The organism is Psychroflexus torquis ATCC 700755, assembly GCF_000153485.2.
Taxonomy (GTDB): domain Bacteria; phylum Bacteroidota; class Bacteroidia; order Flavobacteriales; family Flavobacteriaceae; genus Psychroflexus; species Psychroflexus torquis.
In genome coordinates, this window is record NC_018721.1 from 1,312,678 (window position 1) to 1,335,339 (window position 22,662).

Annotated in this window: 20 protein-coding genes, 2 tRNA genes and 1 pseudogene; 5 read left to right on the forward strand and 18 right to left on the reverse strand. The window is 35.8% G+C overall.

Annotated features, from left to right (window positions below; genetic code table 11):
• Positions 1 to 89: 89 nt before the first annotated feature.
• The 18 genes from P700755_RS05755 to P700755_RS05840 form a co-directional block, all read right to left on the reverse strand.
• Positions 90 to 1,778, reverse strand: a complete 1,689-nt coding sequence (locus P700755_RS05755; protein ID WP_015023791.1) for a hypothetical protein — start codon at positions 1,776 to 1,778, stop codon at positions 90 to 92.
• Between the two features lie 80 nt (positions 1,779 to 1,858).
• Positions 1,859 to 2,989, reverse strand: coding sequence for a hypothetical protein (locus P700755_RS05760; protein WP_015023792.1), 1,131 nt, complete (start codon positions 2,987 to 2,989; stop codon positions 1,859 to 1,861).
• Positions 2,990 to 3,216: 227 nt separating this feature from the next.
• On the reverse strand, positions 3,217 to 4,194 hold the full coding sequence (locus P700755_RS05765; protein ID WP_015023793.1) for a hypothetical protein: 978 nt from the start codon (positions 4,192 to 4,194) through the stop codon (positions 3,217 to 3,219).
• An 8-nt stretch (positions 4,195 to 4,202) separates the two neighbouring features.
• A complete protein-coding gene (locus P700755_RS05770; RefSeq protein WP_041758644.1) occupies positions 4,203 to 5,171 on the reverse strand; it encodes a DUF6175 family protein in 969 nt (322 codons plus the stop codon).
• Between the two features lie 2 nt (positions 5,172 to 5,173).
• Positions 5,174 to 5,662, reverse strand: coding sequence for a hypothetical protein (locus P700755_RS05775; RefSeq protein WP_015023795.1), 489 nt, complete (start codon positions 5,660 to 5,662; stop codon positions 5,174 to 5,176).
• 10 nt (positions 5,663 to 5,672) lie between these two features.
• Positions 5,673 to 6,224, reverse strand: a complete 552-nt coding sequence (locus P700755_RS05780) for a hypothetical protein (RefSeq protein ID WP_015023796.1) — start codon at positions 6,222 to 6,224, stop codon at positions 5,673 to 5,675.
• An 11-nt stretch (positions 6,225 to 6,235) separates the two neighbouring features.
• On the reverse strand, positions 6,236 to 8,434 hold the full coding sequence (locus P700755_RS18655) for a hypothetical protein (protein WP_015023797.1): 2,199 nt from the start codon (positions 8,432 to 8,434) through the stop codon (positions 6,236 to 6,238).
• A gap of 37 nt (positions 8,435 to 8,471) precedes the next feature.
• Positions 8,472 to 9,230 (reverse strand): hypothetical protein, encoded by a 759-nt coding sequence (locus P700755_RS05790; RefSeq protein ID WP_015023798.1) that lies wholly within the window; start codon positions 9,228 to 9,230, stop codon positions 8,472 to 8,474.
• A 131-nt stretch (positions 9,231 to 9,361) separates the two neighbouring features.
• On the reverse strand, positions 9,362 to 10,036 hold the full coding sequence (locus tag P700755_RS05795) for a hypothetical protein (RefSeq protein ID WP_015023799.1): 675 nt from the start codon (positions 10,034 to 10,036) through the stop codon (positions 9,362 to 9,364).
• Positions 10,037 to 10,549: 513 nt separating this feature from the next.
• On the reverse strand, positions 10,550 to 12,127 hold the full coding sequence (locus tag P700755_RS18660; RefSeq protein ID WP_015023800.1) for a LytTR family transcriptional regulator DNA-binding domain-containing protein: 1,578 nt from the start codon (positions 12,125 to 12,127) through the stop codon (positions 10,550 to 10,552).
• Between the two features lie 1,153 nt (positions 12,128 to 13,280).
• Positions 13,281 to 13,355 (reverse strand) — tRNA-Val (locus tag P700755_RS05805).
• A 40-nt stretch (positions 13,356 to 13,395) separates the two neighbouring features.
• A tRNA-Val gene (locus P700755_RS05810) sits at positions 13,396 to 13,470 on the reverse strand.
• Between the two features lie 58 nt (positions 13,471 to 13,528).
• Positions 13,529 to 14,749 (reverse strand): bifunctional folylpolyglutamate synthase/dihydrofolate synthase, encoded by a 1,221-nt coding sequence (locus P700755_RS05815; RefSeq protein ID WP_015023801.1) that lies wholly within the window; start codon positions 14,747 to 14,749, stop codon positions 13,529 to 13,531.
• Between the two features lie 2 nt (positions 14,750 to 14,751).
• Positions 14,752 to 15,636, reverse strand: coding sequence for a hypothetical protein (locus P700755_RS05820; RefSeq protein WP_015023802.1), 885 nt, complete (start codon positions 15,634 to 15,636; stop codon positions 14,752 to 14,754).
• A 3-nt stretch (positions 15,637 to 15,639) separates the two neighbouring features.
• Positions 15,640 to 16,032 carry an ExbD/TolR family protein gene (locus P700755_RS05825; protein WP_015023803.1) on the reverse strand — a complete coding sequence of 131 codons (393 nt, stop codon included), beginning with the start codon at positions 16,030 to 16,032 and terminating at the stop codon, positions 15,640 to 15,642.
• 2 nt (positions 16,033 to 16,034) lie between these two features.
• Positions 16,035 to 16,724, reverse strand: coding sequence for a MotA/TolQ/ExbB proton channel family protein (locus P700755_RS05830; RefSeq protein WP_015023804.1), 690 nt, complete (start codon positions 16,722 to 16,724; stop codon positions 16,035 to 16,037).
• Between the two features lie 76 nt (positions 16,725 to 16,800).
• Positions 16,801 to 18,027, reverse strand: coding sequence for a Glu/Leu/Phe/Val dehydrogenase dimerization domain-containing protein (locus tag P700755_RS05835; protein WP_015023805.1), 1,227 nt, complete (start codon positions 18,025 to 18,027; stop codon positions 16,801 to 16,803).
• 93 nt (positions 18,028 to 18,120) lie between these two features.
• Positions 18,121 to 19,176 (reverse strand): anhydro-N-acetylmuramic acid kinase, encoded by a 1,056-nt coding sequence (locus P700755_RS05840; protein WP_015023806.1) that lies wholly within the window; start codon positions 19,174 to 19,176, stop codon positions 18,121 to 18,123.
• A 189-nt stretch (positions 19,177 to 19,365) separates the two neighbouring features.
• Between P700755_RS05840 and P700755_RS05845 the strand changes: the two genes are divergently transcribed.
• The 5 genes and pseudogenes from P700755_RS05845 to P700755_RS05860 all read left to right on the forward strand — a co-directional run bounded on the left by P700755_RS05845 (position 19,366) and on the right by P700755_RS05860 (position 22,591).
• Positions 19,366 to 20,508: an acyl-CoA dehydrogenase family protein gene (locus P700755_RS05845; protein WP_015023807.1), complete on the forward strand. Its 1,143-nt coding sequence runs from the start codon at positions 19,366 to 19,368 to the stop codon at positions 20,506 to 20,508.
• A 467-nt stretch (positions 20,509 to 20,975) separates the two neighbouring features.
• Positions 20,976 to 21,269: a hypothetical protein gene (locus tag P700755_RS05850; protein WP_015023808.1), complete on the forward strand. Its 294-nt coding sequence runs from the start codon at positions 20,976 to 20,978 to the stop codon at positions 21,267 to 21,269.
• Between the two features lie 5 nt (positions 21,270 to 21,274).
• Positions 21,275 to 22,003 (forward strand): T9SS type A sorting domain-containing protein, encoded by a 729-nt coding sequence (locus tag P700755_RS05855; RefSeq protein ID WP_015023809.1) that lies wholly within the window; start codon positions 21,275 to 21,277, stop codon positions 22,001 to 22,003.
• A 59-nt stretch (positions 22,004 to 22,062) separates the two neighbouring features.
• Positions 22,063 to 22,239 (forward strand): annotated as a pseudogene (locus P700755_RS19125) (acyl-CoA dehydrogenase family protein); the annotation flags it as partial.
• Positions 22,240 to 22,330: 91 nt separating this feature from the next.
• Positions 22,331 to 22,591, forward strand: coding sequence for a thiamine-binding protein (locus P700755_RS05860; protein WP_015023810.1), 261 nt, complete (start codon positions 22,331 to 22,333; stop codon positions 22,589 to 22,591).
• Positions 22,592 to 22,662: the final 71 nt, after the last annotated feature.

Here is a 22,662-nt window from a genome sequence, read left to right on the forward strand (position 1 = left end):
CTTAAAAATACGCTGATGTCCTCTTAGTTTTTTTGTGTCCATGTGAATTTTTTTATGAAACTATTTCTAGAATTTGCAGAGTGTCTTATTTACTCCCTATATAAAATTTTAAAGGTTGTCTTTTTGTGAAGCCATGTTTCATCATTTTCAACCACATAGGAGTTTATTTCTTTGGTGTTAGCATGCTCATCAAAAATATACTCGTACCTTCTGTTTTCTGGTAAACTTGCAATTATGATAAGTTTGTTAGATTTATATTCTAAGTCAAAAGTTTGCATATTTTTGTAGTTAACCCCTTCATTTTTAGAAAAACCTTTGCTGTTTTCTACTACTTTAACTAATTCATTTTTATCATTATATAAAAAATCAACAGTATTTAGATTTATAAAAGTGTCATCATCGGTATATTTTGAATAGTTTATTTTTTCTATCGGCTTTTGCTCTTTATCTAAAGGCACAAAATAGAGTACACTGTGCGTCTCTACTTGAGTTAACAATTTATTTTTATAGGAATAGGTGGTCGTTGTAATGCTTATCCCGTCACTTGTTTCAAAGCTTTTTTTAGAGCGTATAGTCCCATTTTTGTTATAAGTGGCAGTTTCAATTTCCTTATTATTATAATCATCGGTAGTGATCACTTTTAGTAACTTATTTTTCTTGTTGTACGTATATTCTGTACTGTAATACAATACACTAGTGAGGTCTGCAGAAGTTACAATTTGCGCGTCCTTTAACTCATAAACTTGATAAACATAATCCATTTCTTCATCAAAATGGAATAATTGAACGGTATTGCCTTTTTTTGCAATACTATCAACCCCTATGTGATCTATAATAGGTTTTCTGCTTATTCTAAGATCCTTGAAAGCATGGTTTTCAAATTCAAAACTTGACGTATCAGCACTAATAATACGTTCATCTGGATGATACACTAATCGAACATTATCAACTTTTTGTACGTTTCCAGAATAATTATGGAGATCAAAAAAATAGGTTTCCGAAAAGAAAAACAAGAGTTCCTTTTCTGGTGAGGGAAATTCTGGCTTGTCTAAAACCAACAGACTCTCTTTGTTTTTTTTCTCTAAGCTATTATTTAGTACATAGGTGGAGGTATCCATTTGTGCTAACGCATGGCTTGATATTAATAGCAACATTAAAAAACTCAATTTTTTAAAGAAACTATTGCTGATCAAGTTTTTAATCATTGAAAAACGATTCTTTTTTAATGAAACAACAGAGTCATACTCATGCGTTGTGGTCCATTTAATATCACATTCATTAAATCCATCAAAACACGCTACGGGCTTTAGATCATAAGCAGCTAAAGTCATTATAAAACGTTCCATACCACCAAATGGATAGTTAGCAGTAGAAAATTTAACAATGCCCAAATGGTCATTTATCTTTTTAAGAGTATCCATCTCCACTTCAAAACCATATTCTAGATAATTAAATATTGAAACCACATCTTGACTACCAAACGATTCTAAACTTTCATTACCTCCTTGTAAATAACTTTCTAGAAAAACCTTTACATAATTTGGTAATAATGCTTTGCACCTATAAATTTCGGGTTCTACTTGATGATCTAAAAAGGTATTTAATTCTTCTACTGCAGCATCTACTTCCTCTTGAGATTTCATTCCATCCCAATCAAATTCGGGACCTACATCATCAAACTTAAAACCAGGCTGTCTTACTTTAACCATATGATCGTAGAGTTTTTGAAAATCTTCAAACCTTGATGAATCTTTTATTTCAAATTTAATGTATAGCATGATTTTTAAAAGCCTTTATATTATTAACTTATCTCTTGGTGTTTTTGAACAAACTTTTTTGAACCTTAATATTCTAGGTGTTAGTTGACACAGCGCTCTGATATAATTTCACGCTTATTTCTAACATAAATTTCCGCTAGTGCTTTAATTTTTTCTTTTTCTTGTGGGGCAATTGCTCTTAAAATACGTGAAGGATAGTTGAAGAGATATGCATGTACTTTGAGGTTATAGCTCTTATCATCCTTGCGCATACTGGCATATTTAGCTAAGTCATGAGAGCCATAATAATAGGATTCGTCATCTAACCAAACATAGTTTTTATGAGGCAACACCAACATCGTGATGTTATTACCGTCAACGGCTTTATAAAAAAATGGAGTGCTATTAAGTAGCTTTGCGTCTTGCTCCTGTAGATTTTCTAAATTGGCATTAAAATCTTTTAAATCTATAGCCACAAAAGTTTTCTTTTTTAGATTTATAATACTCCAAAACTCCTCTAACGTATCACTTTCTTCTTGATAGCGTTGGAAATTAACACGCACAACATCGCCAATTTTTACACTACTAACAAGGCTTATGGAACCATTAAAATTAGTCCAAGTTTCTAAATTATTTATTTTACTGTTTTTTATTTCGGCGAGGATAAGGTTTTCATTGGTATCTACATAAAATAGGTTGTTTTCATCTACTTTTAAGTAATTAGTGTTTTGAGGTTGTAGCAACGAGTGTGGCTCTTGGCAGTCACGAAGAGTAATGTTGTCTTCCAAATTTAGAGTTTCATTAAATTTGAAAATTTCTGAAATTGCTACTTTTGGAATTAAATAACCATACTGTTTTACTAACTCATTTATTTTAGTACTGTCTAAATTGCTATAATATGCTACATACACATAGGTTACAAGTGTGATTAACTCATGTGTATCAGCTTCTATTTGGTCTACATATTGTTGCACCAAATCGATAGTGTATATTTTGTTTTCAACAGTATTTAATATATAGCTATCCTTAAGTTTTTGTGACGTATAGGGTAGAATATTAGTTGTATTATAAAGATAGGCAGTGCTGTCTTTTAAAACCACATAGGCATCCTTTGCAACTGGCAAAACAGCCTCTTGAACATACTGCATTTTAAGACCGTTGTTTAAAACGAACTGTTGCGCCTTTGCTGTAAAGACTATAAATAAAATAGACACTAGTATGGCAAATTTCATAATTTTTTTGGACCGCTTACGCGGTTATAAATACAATTGCCTTTTTGGGCTAGCGCCCTTTTTAGGCAACTGTATATTTTTAAATTACTTTTTTTTAACCTAGAAAGAAACAACCCGAAAACCGTTGTTAAGTGTTCCCGAATCCAAAGAGTAACCCTCTTTTGCTGCTGTTTAAACTAAAAACTGTGAAGGCAGATTGGTAAAAGGTTAGAAATATTCCTAGAAAATCACCACCATCCCCGAATATTATACACTGGATTTTGAGCTTGGTTTCTACCATAAGTCAATGCTATTTCCTTCATAGATTGCAGTTGATTCACAGCGACTTCAGTACGGTCGTCTTGTTGTTTGAAAATAAACTGCCACTCGCGATCATCCACTTTTTTGATTCTCGTATTGATATCACGAGACAAACGTTCTACATCCGGATAACATTTAGCATTAGGGTCTATCTGATTGAGATAGCTTGCTGCATCGTTCGCTGCGTTAAAATCTAGACCAGCATTCCAGGCGTTTCTAGCTTTATTCAAAAGCAGCGTACAATCTCGGTCTATCTTTTTTTGAAAAAGCGGCTTAGCCATATCTATAGCTTGGTTGTAGCAATCTTTAGAAATAGTGGGCACAGATGTAAGGATAAAAATTGCATTTTCGAATTGATTCTGATTGACTAAAGATTCTGCATCTTTCAGAATGAAATCGCATTCGTTATTATAATATTCTAAAATTCTTTGTTTTGCAGTTCTCAACAAATTCTGTAATTTATTATCCCCAGATGAAATTTGCCTAACTGCTGCAACATAAGCTTTGGTTTCATTTCTACCTACGCCTTTCACATTTATGGCTGTACTGCCAAACTTTTTACCAGTAATACCATCGCCAACATAGACGGCAACTTCTAGGGTTAAAGCCACTTTGGCAGGCGCGCCGGGAACCACATATTTATCTAACACAGAAATATTTGGTGTGATGATAAATCTGGTATTGTAGTTTTGTGAGTCGCCTAATCCATTGGCTGTTACCACTTGTGCAAGTTTACTCTGCAAATTATTCCTAGCGACAAGCGGCAGGTTTTCAACTTGATCTGAGACATAAGGCACAATAGAAATTCTACCTAAATCGTCTAATTTTCCTAATTCGTTTTGTGCTTCAGCTTTGCCAAATACAAGCAAAAACACAAGTAATATAAATATCTGTATTGTTTTCATAATTATTTTTATTTACTTCCTAAAAAAATTGTGGCTTCTCCTAAACCTCGAGTTGTAATTTTATTTACAATATTAAAAGGTTCCTTTCGTAGATACTTGCTAAGGTCACTTGCAAAACGCCTTGTATCCATAGCGCGCTGACTACCATTCCTTTCATAGTATAAAGGAATTCGCACCTGATCGAAAACCAACATATTCTCTGTGGCGTCTTTGGTTGAAAATCTTCCTTTTACAGAATTATCCGCCATCCAATCTTCTATGATAAAGCCTAACTCTTCATAATCTGAACCGTATTCGGTTTCTAAATCATTTTCCCAATCGCCCCATCTTAAAACTCGAATTGAAACTTCACGACCGTTTTCAAACATGTCATCAAAATGATTTTGCAATGTATTGGCAAAAGGATCGATTTGTGACAACACCGCTTCTTCCAAAAGCACCGGTAATTCAGCAGAAAAAGAAGGCGCACCAGTTCCAGCTGCTGTTGCAATTTGTTTATTAGAATAAGCATCTAAACCTTGCAAATTAAAGGTGATTGATTTTTTGGGTCCAGTGGTGTTTATCGTCCAAGTCAGCTGCATGATAATGTCTGCTTTGGCTTGGTTAAGCAATGCATCTACTGGACTCTCTGCCACTTCTGCTCCAGATGATTTAGAGCTTCGCATGGCATCTATTGCACTGGTCGAGTTGATACTCTTAATTTCAGATTCCAAGTTTTTTAAAGGAAAACCACGATCTGCCATCAATCCATTTAGTTTACTAATTACCAAAAGCAAGTCAGAATTTTGCTGAAAAGCTGCGATATAATCTGGGACGACTTCCAAAATTCCCTGATTGTCGAATTCCACAGTGTAACCATTTTCGACACACCAGTTATCGCTAGGTACAACCATAATTGTAGGTTTTTTGGCTTGCGCATTCAGATTGAATGTAAAACCAATAGCCAAGATCATTATAAATTTTGTTACTAATTTCATCATTATTGAATTATGTTATCTTTTTGTAAATGTGATTTTAGTCCTATCATATCGACTTCTACAACCAGTTCATAGGCTGTTTTTCCATCGCTAACGGGATTAATTTCGAGTTTGCGTTCCAACCAGTTTTTCGCCGGAAAGGTGACATAGTTTTGAAAACCTCCATTGAAAGAAAAAAACTGATTGAAGTACAATTCGTGATCTCTTTTAGCATTGGGATTGGATACTAAAGGTCTTACAAGGCAGTCTGAAGATCCGTTCCTGATACCTTTGAATAAAATTTCGTCTACCGCTTTAATCCTAGCGTCTGTTTCTGCTTGGTGTTGACTTAGACCAATCCCCCAAGTTTTAACGATTTGAGAACCATTGTAGCCTTTCCCTACACATTCTGTGGCGTAGTTATAATAACCTGAAATCGTTTTTGCTTTTGATTTGCAAGCTGACATTAATACCACAACTACCAGACTTAATATTACTGATGTAATTTTCATAGTTTTAGATTTAAAAACGTGATGACAAACCTCTTAGAATCCCAGCGTCTTCGAGTTCTTTACGAAGCAAGGCTTTGTTGACTGAAACAACAATACCGATTTTGTATTCTTTTCTTCTGAAAAGCCCACTACCCCCAATTTCATACCGGTCTCCAGCCTTTACTGCACCATCTGTCGTTAAGTTGACGAATTTTTGATATTTGCCACCTTCTTCAAAAAAAGCATCAAAATAATCGACTTTTTCTTGCTCTAAATTGGAATTTCTTGCCAAAGCTGGTTGACTAACACAACCTCTATCACCCTCAGGAATACCTTTAAAAATAACGCCGTGAATAGCGTTTTTCTTGGATTGTTCTATCGCGACATCTTTGTTAAATGAATAAGAAAAAATTTTGATCAAATATATGCCGTTACTTCCCACACCTTCGCATTCTATCTCGTAACGCCAATTTTCGGTGTCTTCATCAGCATTCTTTTTAGCTCTTTTCTGAGCTAATAAGCTTGAGCTAAAAATCACCATTAGCAGCAACATTAAAACCATCTTCAATTCTTTTGTCCTCATAACATTGTGTTTTAGTTAATTTGTCTGATTAGCATGCCTGATGCATATTTATTACTACTTCCTTTAAAAAGTGTATAGTCCTCATTTTGTAATGCGCCATCTGCTTCTTCTGCCATAAATGTGTTATCCCAAATATGCCTTCTATCTACTTTAATTGTCCCTATACGTTTATAAGAGGTCTTTCCATCATCAAGCACCTGTTCCAAAACCTCAAATTTGTCGCCTTTTTCCAAGCCTTCTTTGAGACCGATTTTTGCTTTGATTGGATCTCCACTGAGTAATGGTGTTTTTACTCTAAAATCTTCAAACGTGCGTTGAAGCTTGCCAATGTTTTTATCTACAGCTCTAATCGTAGCTATTTCTATAAGTTCTTCATCGGTTTTTGAAGTAAAAATTGTGGACTGCAGATTGTTTCTCGACACTTCACTACCAACGTATTTGAGTTTAAAGAAGTCTGTAGATTCAAATTTCGCTTCCTTGTTGTCGTCTAAGTTTGATTCGTCAATCCAGAAATCTGTATAAAATTTGTTTGCGGTTTCTTCATCCCAAAACAGTTGATACAAATAGGTGGTTGTCCTAACAAAGTAGCCTTTGCCTAAAACATCTGAGGCTGCTTCCCCTAAGCTTGCTATTGTCGCTATATTTTCTCCGCCAGGAACAAACGATGCTACGGTGGAAATCGCATTGAGAAACCCCCCAGTTTTTTTGGCTTGTTCTTCTTTATCGGTGTATTTGTAATCGTAAACGATTACAAATGTATTTCCTATGAGTTCTTCTCCTGCATCTTGAAGTAAAGCGCGACCTCTCTTACTCTCCATAGCAACTTTCACATTTAAATCTGAAGCATCATATTGACCGCGTTCTGCGACAAGACTCATATTGAAAGCACCATTCTCATCTCTATTGAACCATCTTGAAATTAAAGACTTGGCAACACCATTTGCATTTAGATAGTTCTCGATATGTTCGGTTTGGTCTTTTTCGCCACCAGTACCTGGAATTAGGTAGGGTCCAATATTATGATTGTTGAATTTTTCAGACAATTCTGTATTTCCAAAAGCATCTTTAATAATATGGTAGTGCTCTCGAGTTTGGTCATCAAGCATAAGTGTGTACAGTGAACTTCTTCTGTATTTCATTTCAGACAATTCATCTCGACTCACTTTATCAATATCGTATTTTTCTCCGTCAGACTCAACTGTTATGGTGGCTAGACTTGTAGTATTAGCAACCTCTCCTCCTTCATTTTCTAGGGCTTGAAGTATTGATTTATAGTGTTGCTCTCGCTTATTTAGCATATCGAAACTAACCTCTTCCATAGATTCAACGCTTACGTTATCCGAGCTTAAAGCTAAACTTGTATTGGATAGCAACGTTTCTGAAGCCATTGAAGCACTCATAACGCCTGAAGGAATTGCTGCCATATTTTTTGCAATTTCTTCCATAGGACTGAAAATGTAAGAATTAATTGGAGCATTGAATTCGATTTTAGTACTCATTTCTGTCATCATTTTACCTGTTTCAAAATTGGTCACTATCATTGTTTTTACAGGAATTTTTATCCCATTATATTCGGCCCAATCTTGGTATTTCATCGTACTTTCAGTATCACCATTTATCATAGTTTCAGAAACTTTCAGCCAAGAATCTTTATAAAAATAAGAAGTTACTTCTGTAATGTCATCAGCTTTATAGCTTACCGCAAATACTTCCTTACCGTTAATTGTTTTCACATATATTTCAGCGTTTTCGGGAGCATTTAATTCAGGAAAGAATACCACAGGCTTGTCGTATAAAGCAAGCATATTTTCATCAAAATCCATTTTAAAACCAGTAGACAATTCTGTGTAGCCAGAGTTGCCGTTGTAGACTGTTTTAGTCGTGACGCCATCTGCTTTTACGATTGATGCCAATTTACCTGACTTGTCTCTTGCCGTGAGCACGACGCTGTTCATGATGGTTTCAGTTCCAGAAAAAACACTTACTATATTCATAGACTCTTCTTTAACCATAGATCCTACTTGCTCTAATTTCTCACGTCCACCAATGGCATTAATGTAGTTTTCAAATACCATCTGAACGCTCACTTCAGAACTGTCAATTTTAGATTCTAGAACTTCAAAATCTGCTCTAGAAGGTTCAATAATATCTTCAGCAAAAGCAGTACTGATTGCTGAGATAAAAACTAAGTAAGTAATAATTGTTTTCATATTTCTAATTTTAATGTTTGTAAATTTTTTAAAAATATTATTTCGCAGTTACTGATGCAGTGGATAGAATTTCATTTTCGTTCTTTTTGTAGTGACTGTATGTTTTCCCTTTGTAGTACCAAGTAGATGATATCTCTTCTCCTTTATAGTTGGTAAATGAATAGGTTGCTGTATTTGTTCGGGTATTTATCACGAAAGTATTTGTTCTAGGTGCACTCCAAGTCTTGTCAGATTCGCTAAAATCAGAAATAGTAATTTGGTATTGATTGGAAGCAGTTTTTTTCCAAGAAGATTTTTGTTTAAAACTTGAAGTTTGGCTTGTTTTGAAATTGCCCCCATTAAAAAAGGCAAAAACTGGGTAGCTGGTTTGGTCATAATACTCATTGTAATCTTTGGCGACCCAATAGCCTACTACATCTTCTTGTTTTACTCCAATACTGTCCTTATATATGGCTGTTACGAGCTTTAATTCTCCACATAACTTGTTTGAAGTCTCGTTATATTTATCTACGACTTCTCTAATTTCATCCTCAATAAGCAGCGCTTCCTGTTGTCCCCTTCTTAGAGTTTGACCACCAACACTATAAGAATCTTGTTTTGCATCACACACGAGTTTAAAATACTTGCTGCAAAGAGAAGCTGGTGTTGCTACGTCCCAAGATTCTGCACCATCCGCTAATTTTCTATATTTAGAAACTTTTGCTTGTTCTTCAGGGCATTGTGCGTAACCAGTAGAATTGATACCTATGAATACTACAATAAGTAAAGGAAATAAACATTGTATTTTGGTTTTCATGATAGATTTATTAGAGTATTAAAAAAAATCAAAGTTGTTATCTAGGTCAATAGCGTCTTTGTAAGAAAAAAGTAATGACTTTTAAGTAGAGCACAGGCTTCATAAATAACTCATTGAATAATTTGCTTTTTTTATTGTAGGTCAAACATTAGGCAACCGCCAGATGTTATTTGGAAATTCCCACTCCAAGTGGTTGAGTTGCATTGAGCAGTAAAACTATGATTTCCAGCAGGTAAGCTAAACACTTCCCCTTGGGTACAGTCGCTGATCCCATCTGGATAGTAATATTGCAAGTATTGGGTTATACTTCCAACGGTAATACTAATTGAGCTACAACCATTATCTTTTCTGGTATAAAATGCTATTTCACCATTATCGGTTGTGGATCCGCCACCTCCATCACAAGGAAATTCATTAGAAAGGCTGTACGTAGATGGATTATGAGTCTGTTGAGCTGCTGCATCCCATGGAGCTAAAATTAAACTATTTCCATTTTTTTGGATCCTAAATTCTACTTCATCGCCGGCATTAAACAAAGTAAAAAAAGCAATGTCAGTATTTTCCCATCTTAAGCTTGAATAGGTTCCTGGAACAGGATTTCCATTACTGCAAAATTTTGGAGTTTCAGAAGTTAGGTCTATGTAAACCTCCTCTCCACTTTTTTTCCAATAGTTGTCTGCCCAACTGGTTGAAGTGTTATTATCATTACTATCAATTATGCCAGAGTCATCTTCCTCACTTTCACAAGAGAAAAGAAAAATTGACATAATAAATAGCAGTAAATAAGGTAGTTTTTTAAGTTTCATAATTTATAGTTTAATGTTAGTATTACTATTTATTAAAGAATCAGGGTTATGGTGAGTGATAGAAGAATATCGATGGCACTCTATTGAGGTCTAAAAACTTCTCCATTTATGGTTAATCCTGGATAGTCACTAGACGTTCCAAAATCTCAAGTACTAGACCGATTTGAAAACAGTCCTGTTGCGCTAATATGGTTCCCTACAAGATGTTTATTCACCTCACTGGAATCATCTTCACTACTTCAAGAAACAGTAAAAAGACTGATAGTAAGCGTTAAAAGAAAGAATACAAATTTAAGAGAGTGCTTCATGATAAAAATTTTTAAGAGTTATAATTATTGAGGTAAAACAATGGAAATAAATGCATTACACAAAATTTTTGTCGTGAATGACGTGAAAGGTATCACGGCCGACACATATTTTTTATATAAATAGCCTAATTCGTTCTTTTAAAAACAAATTAGGCTATCGCTTTGTTACTCGAAAATGGTAGTATTTAAAAAAGTGATTCTTTACTTAATCTTCTTTGTGCAATATATCTTTAAGCTGCTGTTTGTAGATTCTGGATAGATTGATCCAGGAGCCGTTATCCAACATCACCTTTGTTGAGTTGATGATTTTTACGCGTTGTATGTTTACGATATATGAATTGTGTATTCTAACAAAAGATGATGGCGGTAGTTGTTTTAAAACCTCGCTTAGTTTGTTACGGTCTACCTCGGGCTTGGTTTTAGAATCTAAATAATACTCTACATAATGCCCATCAGACTTTACATACAGAATGTGCTTGCTATCGATAACTGCTTTACTTTTAAGGTGAATAAGTTCGCTAAATACCTCTGAACTGGATTTTTGTTGTGCTTCTTTAAATTGAGCCAACTCATCTTGAAGTGTTTGAACTTCTATTTTTATAAGGCTGTTTTTAGTAAACAATCTATAAACAATAAATGCAGCGAGCAGTAATACTATAAAAATGATCAATTTGTAAATGATAGAGAGGTTTTGCAGTTTATTTATAAACTTGTTTTGCTCTTTGGTTTTATACTTAATACCTAATTCTGCAATTTCCTTTTGAGTTAATACTTCATTAAGACTGTCTTTTAGTAAAATATACTGGTTTGCATATTTTAAAGATTGCTCTAGATTATTATTTTCCTTATTGGCTTTTTGAAGGTTTTTAAGAATCTGAAATTTTTGCCTGTGTGTTACCGCAGTTTGTAATGCAGAGTCTAAGTAGCTGATTGCTTTCGGGTAATTTTCGGTTTTAATATAAATATCGCCCATGTTATTATATTGTACCGCGATGGCTTTAGTAAGCCCACTTTTTTTCTTGAGGTTTAATCCTTTTAGGGTATAAAAAATCCCTTTGTCATAATTTTCTGTGCGCACCATGGTTTGCGCAATACTATTGTAAATGGGTGCACTTACCGATACTGGCAAACTATCAAGCTGCACGATATCTTCTATCAAAGTAATGATTTCTAATGACTTATCAATGTCAAACGCATTAAAATTCGCAATGCGATTACCTTGTAATTGCGCAAAAAGGACGGCATTAGATTCAAAGAATAAGGTCGATTTTTTATAATAGTCTTCTGCAAACTCGTGCTGTTTATTAAGCATATATAAATCGGCTATGTTTACATACGTTTTTCCTAAATTAATACTGGTGTCGTCATTTTTCTCATAATAGTTAGCTACATCAAACAAATCTTCTAAGGCAATTTTAGTATTGTTAAGCTGTCGCTGGCAAACAGCCATATTTATCTTTACTTTATAAGCATCTTCTTCTTGGTTAGTTGCTATGGATACATTGTAACAGCGTTTAAAATAAGCATAAGCTTTCTTATAGTCCTTTTTAAAGAAATATATTCTACCATATTGGTTTAATATCTCAGAAAAGGTTTGGTTTAAGGTGTCTTTTGGTGTTAGAACTCTATAGGCTTTCTCCGTATAAATTAAAGAGCTGTCTATATTCTTAGATTCAAACGCTACAGCCTCCTTATAATAAGTAGTAGCTTTTTCTAAATTGACGTTTTGAGCACTTGTTGTTATGCATACTAATACCATTAATATAATAACTGAAATTTTCATAAGTCGGTTGTAATACAATTTTAAAATTGTGAGTGGGATGATTAATTGTTAAGGCTATTTTATATCGAACCATAACTACCCAAAAATTTGATTATTAAAGTAGTTTGATCCTCTTTTGCTTTCTTTTTTGAAAAATAAATGCTTTTTTTGAAGTTTATATTTAAATAAAGATATAAATATTTTGTTAATTTAACGTATTTTAAAATTAATTGGCTGTTAATTAACACCTCTTTTTATCCAAGCATAAAAAACATCAAAGGCTGAAGTTAGAATAAGACTCATAATAAAATGGTGACTTTGACTTCTCCATTTCAAAAAAAATGTTCGCTTTTGCAACAATAATGAAGCATAGCCTTCTTAATATCTGCTTTATCTTCAATATCTTGCACACCTGTGCCATCCCTTTCTGTCTTTAAAGTTTTTCAAGCTCTGCATTTAAGCTATAACCCTTAATAGAAATGAGTTTATATTTAAGAATTTTGAAGAACAAACCCCTTGGGAAACCTTCTTGATATTACTCTTCTTTAGCAGATCTTATGTTCTCTCGAAAATCGAAATCAGGGAAATGTGCTTTATAAGCATGCCACTTCTCTTTGAGTACCTTTTCATCTTGAAAATCGATGTGTTTTTAAATAAAAGGGCTTTGAGATGACGCCATTAGATATAAAATCTAAACAGAGATTGGACTTCTATGATTCAGCAGGTCTGCTTTTAGTAAAAAATTAGTCTCGCTTATATTTTTTTGCTTAACGTTGATCTTTTTTACTGACCTAGAATTGAAACCCGCTCCTGTAAATAGACATCCAAAAAATGCTATCGCATCTTTCTGTCTTTTTTAGTTTCAGTAAATTCTTAAATAAGTTTAAAACGGATTAACCAGCGTTGATACAGAGTAGAAGCCCACTCCTGCAAATAGACATCCAAAAAATACTACCGCATCTTTCTGTCTTTTTTTAGTTTCAGTAAATTCTTAAATAAGTTTAAAATGGATTAACTAACGTTGATCCAGAGTAGAAGCCCGCTCCTGCAAATAGACATCCAAAATCTGCTATCGCCTCTTTATGTCTTTTTTATTTGGCATAACCCCTCAAGCAAGCTTGGGGTTATGCCAAATAAAAAATCCAATGCTTTCACATTGGATTTCTGCTTGATGTGGGTCATACTGGATTCGAACCAGTGACTTTTACCCTGTCAAGGTAACACTCTGAACCAACTGAGTTAATGACCCGGTTAAAAAATAAAAAACCCTAACATTAAGCTAGGGTTAGTGGGCGATGAGGGGTTCGAACCCCCGACCCCCTCGGTGTAAACGAGGTGCTCTGAACCAGCTGAGCTAATCGCCCTAAATTGGGATTGCAAATATAAACCTTATTTTGATTTCACAAACAAAAATTTCACTTTTTATAAAATTTCTGCAACGGTGAATGTACTTCCTCCAACGAAAATGACATCACTAGCTTTAGCAGATTGCTTAGCGGTTTTAAAAGCGTCTCCCACACTCGTAAACACGTCGCCATTCAAAAAGAAATCCTGAGCTTTTTTCTGTAAATACTCAGCCTCCATCCCCCTAGGAACATCAGGCTTACAAAAGTAATAGAGAGCTTCTTTTGGAAATAAGGGCAATATCTTATCCAGATCCTTGTCGTTTACAACGCCTAAGACGATGTGGAGGTGTTCGTAAGATTCCTGTAAAAGCTGTTTTATGACCAAACGCAGTCCTTCTTCGTTATGTCCTGTGTCGGCAATAATTTTTGGTTGCTGACCTAGGGTTTCCCATCGCCCACGGAAACGCGTGTTCGATTTGACGTTTGCCAAACCGTTTTCAATTTCTACTTTTTTAATAGCCCATCCCTCAATCTGATTTAAGACCGCTATGGCTTGCAAAGCAGTTCTGATATTGTTTTTCTGGTAGCTTCCTTTTAGATCACAGTCAGGAAGTGCCGTCTTTAGGTCTTTTGCAAAATGTATAAGAGCAGTTTCTGCTTTGGCTTTGTTTAGAAAAACAGGCTTGGTCTCTGGCTCTGTTTCACCAATGACAACAGGAATATTTTGCTTGATAATACCTGCTTTTTCACCGGCGATTTTTTCTAAAGTATCACCCAAAAAAGCCATATGGTCTAGTCCTATATTAGTGATAACAGAGAGCAGAGGAGTGATAATGTTGGTAGAATCCAGTCGACCTCCAAGCCCCACTTCAATAATAGCGATGTCTACCTGTTGTTTTGCAAAATAGTCGAAAGCCATACCTACCGTCATTTCGAAAAAGGAGAGCTGCTGAGTTTCAAGAAATATCTTATGATGGCGAATAAAATCGATAACCTCTTGCTCAGGGATCTCCTGACCATTAATCTTGATGCGTTCCCGAAAATCTTTAAGATGTGGAGAGGTGTATAAACCTACTTTATAGCCAGAAGTTTGTAAAATAGAGGCAAGCATGTGGCTCACAGAACCCTTTCCATTAGTGCCCCCTACGTGGATACTTTTAAAATGCTGTTCTGGAAAACCCAGTTCTTTTGATAACTCTAGGGTGTTTGTTAAATCTTTTTTGAAGGCTGTTTTTCCTAATCGCTGATACATCGGAAGTTTCTCAAACATCCATGTTAGCGTTCCTGAGTAATCCATATCTATTCAGATAATTTAAAGACGTAAGTAATAAAACCAATTTGGGTAGTAGGTGCTTTGGTATCACCGTTAAATTTGGTAGCTAAAGCTGCTCGCTTTGCAGGATCCAAAAGGCAAGAAGTGCTATTGGTAGTTCCTTTTACACCAGCTGTTGCTTTTACAACATCACCATTTCGGTTCACTTCAATTCTTACGACCACCTCACCAGATTCGTCGCATTTCTGTACAAACTTTTGCTTGCTTAGGGCCTTGCGACCTCCAAGGCGGTAATAGCCATCTCCGTCGAGACCTTTTCCTGTGCCATAATAATTGTTGGCATTAGGGTCTCCATCAGGATCACCCTTGTCCCCAGTTTGGTTGTCATCTCCTTCACCACCTTCAGCCTTACCATCGTTTTTAGGGCCATTCATAAGGCTTTCCATGGCATCTGTAACAGATTTCTCTGGCTTCTGTTCAGGAACAGGCTCGGGCTCAGGTTCTGGAGTAGGTTCAGGTTGAGTCTTCTCAACCTTCTGCTGTACTTTTTCTTTGGGTTTTTCTGGTTGCTCTTCAGTCTCCTTCACCACCTTTTCACTTTTCTCAATGACGGGGGCTTCTTCAGTTTCTTGAGTGACGACTTCTTCTTTAATGTCTTCTGTAGTGCTCAGCTCTTCAACCTCTTGAGGAGGTGGAGTAGCCGTTTTTTGTGGAGAAGTCTTGATAGGTTCAGTCGGCTGAACTTCTCCTGAACCAAAATCTGTAGTTCCAAAATTCACTGCGATCCCACGTTCCTCTGGTGGATCGAGATAGTGTAAACCAAAGAAAAACATCAATAAAATAAACAGGAGATAGAGTCCTGTCGTAATAAGGAATGATTTTTTCTCGTGTTTCGTTTTGAATATGCTCACAGCTTAATTGGGTTTAACCGCCAAAACTATTTTAAAACGGTTTCTGTTGGCGATGTCCATAATGAGGACCGCTTTTTCTATTGGAACTCCTTCTTCAGCTCTCAAAATAATCGTAGGCTCTTCAATGCCATTTAATTTTAATTTTAGGGCACTCTCTATTCTGTTGGAATTTATTTTCTCATCATTGATGTAGAAATCCAACTCTTTGGTGATGCTTACGGCCACATTTTGTTGAGACGTAGTTTTACCTTTGGCCTTAGGTAAAATCAAGTCTAGGGCTTCTGGAGTAATGACCGGTGATGTTAACATAAAAAAAATGAGCAGCAAAAAAACAATGTCCGTCATAGACGACATACTAAAGGTGGCACTCACTTTATTTCTACCTCGTAAATTCATAATTAACTAGGTTCGTTCAATAAATCTAAGAAATCGACTGCAGTAGCTTCCATTTGGTGAATGACCTTATCCGTTCTTACCACCACGTGATTATAGGCGATATAAGCAATAATACCTACAATAAGACCCGCGACAGTCGTTGTCATTGCGGTATAGATACCCTCGGCAAGAGAACCCATCTGCGCTTGTCCGCTGCTGGTCGCCAATTCATGAAACGCTAAAACCATCCCAATCACGGTTCCTAAAAAACCAATCATTGGCGCTGCTCCTGCAATTGTTGCAAGTACACTTACGTTTTTCTCTAACTTATAAACTTCTAGTCGGCCTGCATTTTCAATTGCTGTGTTGATGTCTTCCAACGGAGATCCTATTCTAGAAATGCCTTTTTCAGTAAGTCTAGCAACTGGAGAATTTTCTTGGGCACAACGTATTTTGGCGGATTCAATATTACCAGAAGTCACGCTATCTTTTATTTGATTCATGAAATTCTTATCGGTCTTCGACGCTGCGTTGATGGCGAAAATGCGTTCAAAATAAATATAAATAGCAAAAAACAGAAGAACCGCCAAAATCAATATAATAATAGTTCCTCCAGGACCTCCACTAAAGATTAAATCGATGATGGATAAGGTTTTCTCTTCTACAAGTTCCTCTGCAACATCAGGGGTTTGTTGAGCAAATGTTATAAGCATGGGCTATAGGGTGTTAATGATATAGATAACGCTAAAATAAACAATAAATTTTATCACTCAAAAACAATTTATAAGCTTAAAGCAATTGTTTTAAGGCAATTTCAAAAGCATGACTGCTGATGTATTTTTTATCATTACTTTGTTCAAAAGTGCGTTGAATAGCATTTTTAAGTGTGATAGAGATATCATCAAAAAGAGCTTCGTCGGTCATTAACACTTTGCGTTCCATAAAGTAAGCAAAGACACGAGCCATTCCACAATTGGCGATAAAATCTGGAATAACACTCGCTTTCTGGTCGGCATATTCCATAATAGGGCCAAAGAAGATTTCTTTATCGGCGAACGGCACATTTGCTCCACATGAAATAACTTCCAAGCCATGCTCTACCAAACTATCGATTTGGTCTTTCTGGACCAATCGCGAGGCAGCACAAGGGGCGAAAATATCGGCGCCAAGCGACCAAAAAGCTTTGTTAGCCTCTTCAAAAGGAATAAGATCTTTGCTCTGTAATGTATTTCCTTCTTTAGCTAGAAACAACTCTTTGATCTCCTCATAGCTATATCCATCTTTGTTGATAAGGCCTCCATCTCTATCTAGAATCCCAATGATTTTAGCTCCCATTTTGGACAGATAGAAAGCAGCTGCCGAACCTACATTCCCAAAGCCTTGGATAATGGCTGTTTTCCCTTTGACATCCCCTCCATAAATATCGTAATAATGCTTCACTGACTCTGCAACTCCAAAACCTGTACACATATCTGCGATGGTGTATTTACGAGATACATCTGGGCTATAAGCGGTGTTTTCGATCACCTTAATGACCCCATGGCGTAATTGCCCAATCCTATTAATCTTATCGGCTTCGGTAGGGTGAAAATGTCCATTAAAAACACCTTCCTGTGGATGCCAAACGCCACAGCTCTCCGTGATTGGAATCACTTCATGAATTTCATCAACATTCAAGTCACCCCCTGTGCCGTAATAGCTCTTTAATAATGGTGAAACTGCTTTGTACCAGCGTTCTAAAACTCCCTGTTTTCTGGGATCTTTGGGATCAAAATTAATTCCCGATTTGGCTCCACCAATGTCTGGGCCTGAAACCGTAAATTTTATTTCCATAGTTTTAGCCAGAGATAAGACTTCATTTTCATTTAAGCCTTCACGCATCCGTGTCCCTCCACCAGCGGCGCCCCCTCTTAACGAGTTGATAACCGTCCAGCCTTCAGCTTCAGTTTCTGAATCTCTCCAGTGGAAGACAATTTCTGGAGCTTTATCTTCATATTTAGTCAGTAATTCTTTCATAGGAAACAGTTCAAATTATAATTCTTTGGGAACAAATATAGAGATTCGTAAAAGCTCTGTTTAGAAAAAGGTTCAAAAATTCCTAATTCTATATTAAGGCACATAGATAAATCCAGCAGAATGGTCTTTCGAAGAGCCCGTTACGGAGGCTAACACATTGGTTTCCTCACGGTCTCTTAAGACTCCCAATAAAGCAAAAATGAGAGCTTCTTTATAATGAAGAACTTTAGCGTCTGGGAGAATTATCTGAGCTTGAGTTTGCGAGGCAATGAGTTCTAATACATAGGAATTTAAAGCACCACCGCCTGTAAAAAGTACTCGGGAGCTATTGCGTAAGGAGTTTGCAATCTTTTTGGCGAAGTGATGTGTACAGGTGGCAATAATTTCTTCTGAAGATAATCCCGATGATTCTAAAAGCGGAAAAAAATAAGCTTCCAACCATTCGATGCCTAAAGATTTCGGGGCTGTCTCAGAATAATACTTGAGTGAATCCAGCTTTAAAAGAAGGTTTTTATTTGGAGTTGAAGCCTTGGCGATTTCACCTCCTTCGTCAAATTCCACCCCTAAGGTAATAGCATAGGGATTCAAGACTTTATTCACAGGGCAGATGTCGTAAGCAATGCGCTTGTCGTTGCTTTCAAAAGAAATATTTGCAAAGCCTCCTAAGTTGATGCAGGCCTCGTAATCTCCGAATAACAGTCGATCGCCTAGAGGGACTAATGGGGCTCCTTGACCTCCTAAAGCCACATCTTCAACTCTAAAATCGCAAATAACTTTATGACCCGTTAGCTTAGCTAATTCTGGTAGATTACCAATTTGATAGGTGAGCCCGCGTTCAGGTTGATGTAAAACAGTATGTCCGTGAGAAGCTATAAAATCGATGGGAGGTAACTCATGTTCTCTTAAGAATCGACTGATGTAATCTGCAAGTAGGATGGTGTAATCTTTATCCAACGATTTCAGACTTTCCATAGAGTGCTGGTGGGCCGTTTGCAACTTTTCCCCCCAAACTGAAGAATAAGGATAAGTAATAGCCGCCTTAATTTCAAAAGTCCACGTATTGTTTTCAAAAGAGAATTGACAATGTGCAAGATCCACACCGTCGAGTGAGGTGCCGGACATTACTCCGATAACAGAATAGCTCTTCATACCAATAAATTTGAGATCGAAATTAGAATAAAGTAAACAAAGAAATAGAGTTTAAATGATAAACTTGAAAATAGACTCAAGGTTTACATATTTTACACAAATCTTAAATTTTGATTGGTTGTATTGAAAAATATGCGGTTAAATCCTATATTTGTAACAGAACTTTAATAAAACTGAAACAGTTACTGTATGGATTTTAAATTAACAGAAGAGCATGAGATGATTCGTCAGGCAGCGCGAGATTTTGCTAATAATGAATTGAAGCCTGGAGTTATAGAACGTGATGAAAATGAAGAATTTCCAAAGGAGCAAATTAAAAAACTTGGTGAGCTTGGATTTATGGGAATGATGGCTTCACCAGATTATGGTGGAGGGGGAATGGATACCGTTTCTTATGTCTTAGCGATGGAAGAACTTTCCAAAATAGATGCTTCTGCATCGGTTGTCGTTTCGGTGAATAATTCTTTGGTATGTTGGGGTTTAGATACATATGGTTCAGAAGAACAAAAGAAAAAATACCTTTCTAAGTTGACTACTGGCGAGAAAATTGGTGCATTTTGTTTAAGTGAGCCAGAAGCAGGCAGTGATGCAACGTCTCAAAAAACTACAGCTATCGATATGGGGGACCACTATGTGATCAACGGGACTAAAAACTGGATCACCAATGGTAACTCTGCAAGTGTGTACCTTGTGATTGCTCATACCGATAAAGACAAAAAACACAGAGGTATCAATGCTTTCATCATGGAGAAAAACATGGAAGGATTTGTTGTTGGACCTAAAGAGCGGAAAATGGGTATTCGTGGAAGCGATACGCACTCTTTGACTTTCAACGATGTGAAAGTGCCTAAAGAAAACAGAATAGGAGAAGATGGATTTGGTTTCAAATTCGCTATGAAAACCCTAGCCGGTGGAAGAATTGGTATTGCAGCTCAAGCTCTTGGTATTGCTGCTGGAGCTTATGAACTAGCTAAAAGCTATTCTAAAATAAGAAAAGCATTTGGAACTGAAATCATGAACCATCAGGCTATCGCTTTCAAACTTGCAGATATGCATACGAGTATTGAAGCAGCTCGCCATATGGTGATGAAAGCAGCTTGGGATAAGGACAATGGTCTTAACTACGATCTTTCTGGCGCTATGGCAAAACTTTACGCTTCGCAAGTGGCCATGGATGTGACTATAGAAGCCGTTCAAGTCCACGGAGGAAATGGGTATGTAAGAGAATACCACGTGGAACGTATGATGAGAGATGCCAAAATCACACAGATTTATGAAGGCACTTCAGAAATACAAAAAATAGTGATCTCCAGAAGTATTCTGGCAGATTAGGGAGTTGGTTCTATAATAGTAAAGAGCTGTTTTACTTGTATGGTAAACAGCTCTTTTTTTATGCTTTAATGTTGGCTTTGCAATTGAAATTTTATTACTGAATTCAATAATTCAACCCAATCGCTAGACGGATACTTTTAAGATGTAATTAATTTCATATTGCTTAATAAATATAGGTTTAATTTGGTATAACACCATTTTAGCTAGACTTCTTATGTTTTAATTTCCCGACCTTCTTTATCGAGATTCTTTAAAGTTTAGCAATTGCATTAAAGAAACAATCTTCTAATTATCAAATAAACAAATTAAATGTTAAATATTTTAATACTATTTAGCTTTTAGTTAACTTCATTAAAAATTATTGTGAAAAATCTATACTCCCCCTCAAAAAAAATATTTATTATTAACTCTAGTTTTCTTAGTTAGTGCTAATTCTTTTTTCGCGGGAGTATTATATCTCAGAAAAAATGCTTGATGCTTTATCCTCCCAAAGCAAATCCTTAAATGTTGACGGCTCTTTAAACTTAAGATTTCAAGAAAGTGCTTATCAAAATGATTTGGACAATTATTATTTAGCTAGCAATTCATCTTCTTACCTTATCGTAACAGATTTAAATAATGGCGGATCCAATAATTATATTTTACAATCCAATTTATCTGAAATAAGTATCGATTTATCAATTTATACTTCAGGCAATTATGTTGTTACTTTAGTTTCCGATGGTAATATTATAGAATCTAAAAATCTAATCAAAAGCTAACTCCTATGAAAACCATCACTCTTATTATAGTTTGTTTGATAATTTACTCATTTCAAAGTCAAGCTCAGACACAAGAACTTCTAGACAATACTTGGTATCTCGAAAAAGTAGTGATTGATGAAGTTGAATACTTAACTCCCAGTAATGATGAAATCAACCAGGTCATTCTTGATTTTGATACCGATTTTATCAATACATACCCAGCACCGTCGGAATGCTTTGCCTTTTTAGGATCAATAGATTTTAACAACAATAACTCATCATTTTCAAATAGTGATGCTTCGCCATCTTTTCCAGAATGCAATCAAGAGGAAAACTCAAATTTTTATGTGTATTATATAGATGAATTCTATTGGCTAGAATCTGGGAACGAAACTCAAATTTTTGAATACAATATCACCGAAGAGTCCTCAGCTCTTAAAAAACTTACCATTACCAATACCAATAATGATCAGGCCGTTTACTATTCAGAAACTTTGTCAATTCAAGATGTGGATGGTTTTGGAACAGTAATACTTTACCCTAATCCATCTCAAAATGAGTTTTCTATTGAAAGTGATGTAGATATAAAGCAAATTAAAATGTATAATCAGTTAGGGCAAGTTGTGTTGGAGTTTGATGATATTAAACCACAGCCATCATATAACATCTCAGTGCTGTCGAAAGGAATTTATTTTGTAGAGCTATCTTCTGTTCAAGGCAAGAAAATCGTGAAAAAACTTATCAAAAATTAAGTAAACTCTCCAAAGAATCTAGAAAACTAGGCTCTTTTTGGCTCTATGGAAAACTTTAGTCTTCACAAGTGGCCATGGATGTGACTATAGAAGCCGTTCAAATCTACGGAGGAGATGGGTATGTAAGAGAATACCACGTTGAACGCATGATGAGAGATGCCAAAATCACACAGATTTATGAAGGCACTTCAGAAATACAAAAAATCGTAATTTCCAGAAGCATTCTGGCAGATTAACCTAAAATCTGAGAACGTATTTTAGAGGTCAACATCGCTGTTGACCTTTTTTATTTTAAATAGTAGTAAACTTGCGCATCAAATAGGAGCTATGAAAATATCTGTAGAATTAACCCTTACGCCCATCCAAGATGATTTTGAACCTGTCATTATAAACTTAATAAAAGCGTTGCGAGCTTCAGACTTAACTGTGATCGAGAATCCGCTGAGTACTCAAGTCTATGGAGAGTATGATAAAGTGATGGACGTTCTTCAGAAAGAGGTGAAGACCGCTTTTGAAGCCATGGATCGAGGCTTGTTATATATGAAACTAGTAAAGTCTGATAGAAGTGACTACACGCCTCATTTCTGATTTAAATTGAATGTATGGCTTTTCATACTTATTTTAATAATAACCTTAAGTTTGTGATTTCATAGTTTAAA

Bases quoted from the DNA above. Each gene is read 5' to 3' on its own strand.
- P700755_RS05755 (WP_015023791.1), bottom strand. From the start codon at position 1,778: ATGCTATACATTAAATTTGAAATAAAAGATTCATCAAGGTTTGAAGAT.
- P700755_RS05760 (WP_015023792.1), bottom strand. From the start codon at position 2,989: ATGAAATTTGCCATACTAGTGTCTATTTTATTTATAGTCTTTACAGCA.
- P700755_RS05765 (WP_015023793.1), bottom strand. From the start codon at position 4,194: ATGAAAACAATACAGATATTTATATTACTTGTGTTTTTGCTTGTATTT.
- P700755_RS05770 (WP_041758644.1), bottom strand. From the start codon at position 5,171: ATGAAATTAGTAACAAAATTTATAATGATCTTGGCTATTGGTTTTACA.
- P700755_RS05775 (WP_015023795.1), bottom strand. From the start codon at position 5,662: ATGAAAATTACATCAGTAATATTAAGTCTGGTAGTTGTGGTATTAATG.
- P700755_RS05780 (WP_015023796.1), bottom strand. From the start codon at position 6,224: ATGAGGACAAAAGAATTGAAGATGGTTTTAATGTTGCTGCTAATGGTG.
- P700755_RS18655 (WP_015023797.1), bottom strand. From the start codon at position 8,434: ATGAAAACAATTATTACTTACTTAGTTTTTATCTCAGCAATCAGTACT.
- P700755_RS05790 (WP_015023798.1), bottom strand. From the start codon at position 9,230: ATGAAAACCAAAATACAATGTTTATTTCCTTTACTTATTGTAGTATTC.
- P700755_RS05795 (WP_015023799.1), bottom strand. From the start codon at position 10,036: ATGAAACTTAAAAAACTACCTTATTTACTGCTATTTATTATGTCAATT.
- P700755_RS18660 (WP_015023800.1), bottom strand. From the start codon at position 12,127: ATGAAAATTTCAGTTATTATATTAATGGTATTAGTATGCATAACAACA.
- P700755_RS05815 (WP_015023801.1), bottom strand. From the start codon at position 14,749: ATGGATTACTCAGGAACGCTAACATGGATGTTTGAGAAACTTCCGATG.
- P700755_RS05825 (WP_015023803.1), bottom strand. From the start codon at position 16,032: ATGAATTTACGAGGTAGAAATAAAGTGAGTGCCACCTTTAGTATGTCG.
- P700755_RS05830 (WP_015023804.1), bottom strand. From the start codon at position 16,724: ATGCTTATAACATTTGCTCAACAAACCCCTGATGTTGCAGAGGAACTT.
- P700755_RS05835 (WP_015023805.1), bottom strand. From the start codon at position 18,027: ATGAAAGAATTACTGACTAAATATGAAGATAAAGCTCCAGAAATTGTC.
- P700755_RS05840 (WP_015023806.1), bottom strand. From the start codon at position 19,176: ATGAAGAGCTATTCTGTTATCGGAGTAATGTCCGGCACCTCACTCGAC.
- P700755_RS05845 (WP_015023807.1), top strand. From the start codon at position 19,366: ATGGATTTTAAATTAACAGAAGAGCATGAGATGATTCGTCAGGCAGCG.
- P700755_RS05850 (WP_015023808.1), top strand. From the start codon at position 20,976: ATGCTTGATGCTTTATCCTCCCAAAGCAAATCCTTAAATGTTGACGGC.
- P700755_RS05855 (WP_015023809.1), top strand. From the start codon at position 21,275: ATGAAAACCATCACTCTTATTATAGTTTGTTTGATAATTTACTCATTT.
- P700755_RS05860 (WP_015023810.1), top strand. From the start codon at position 22,331: ATGAAAATATCTGTAGAATTAACCCTTACGCCCATCCAAGATGATTTT.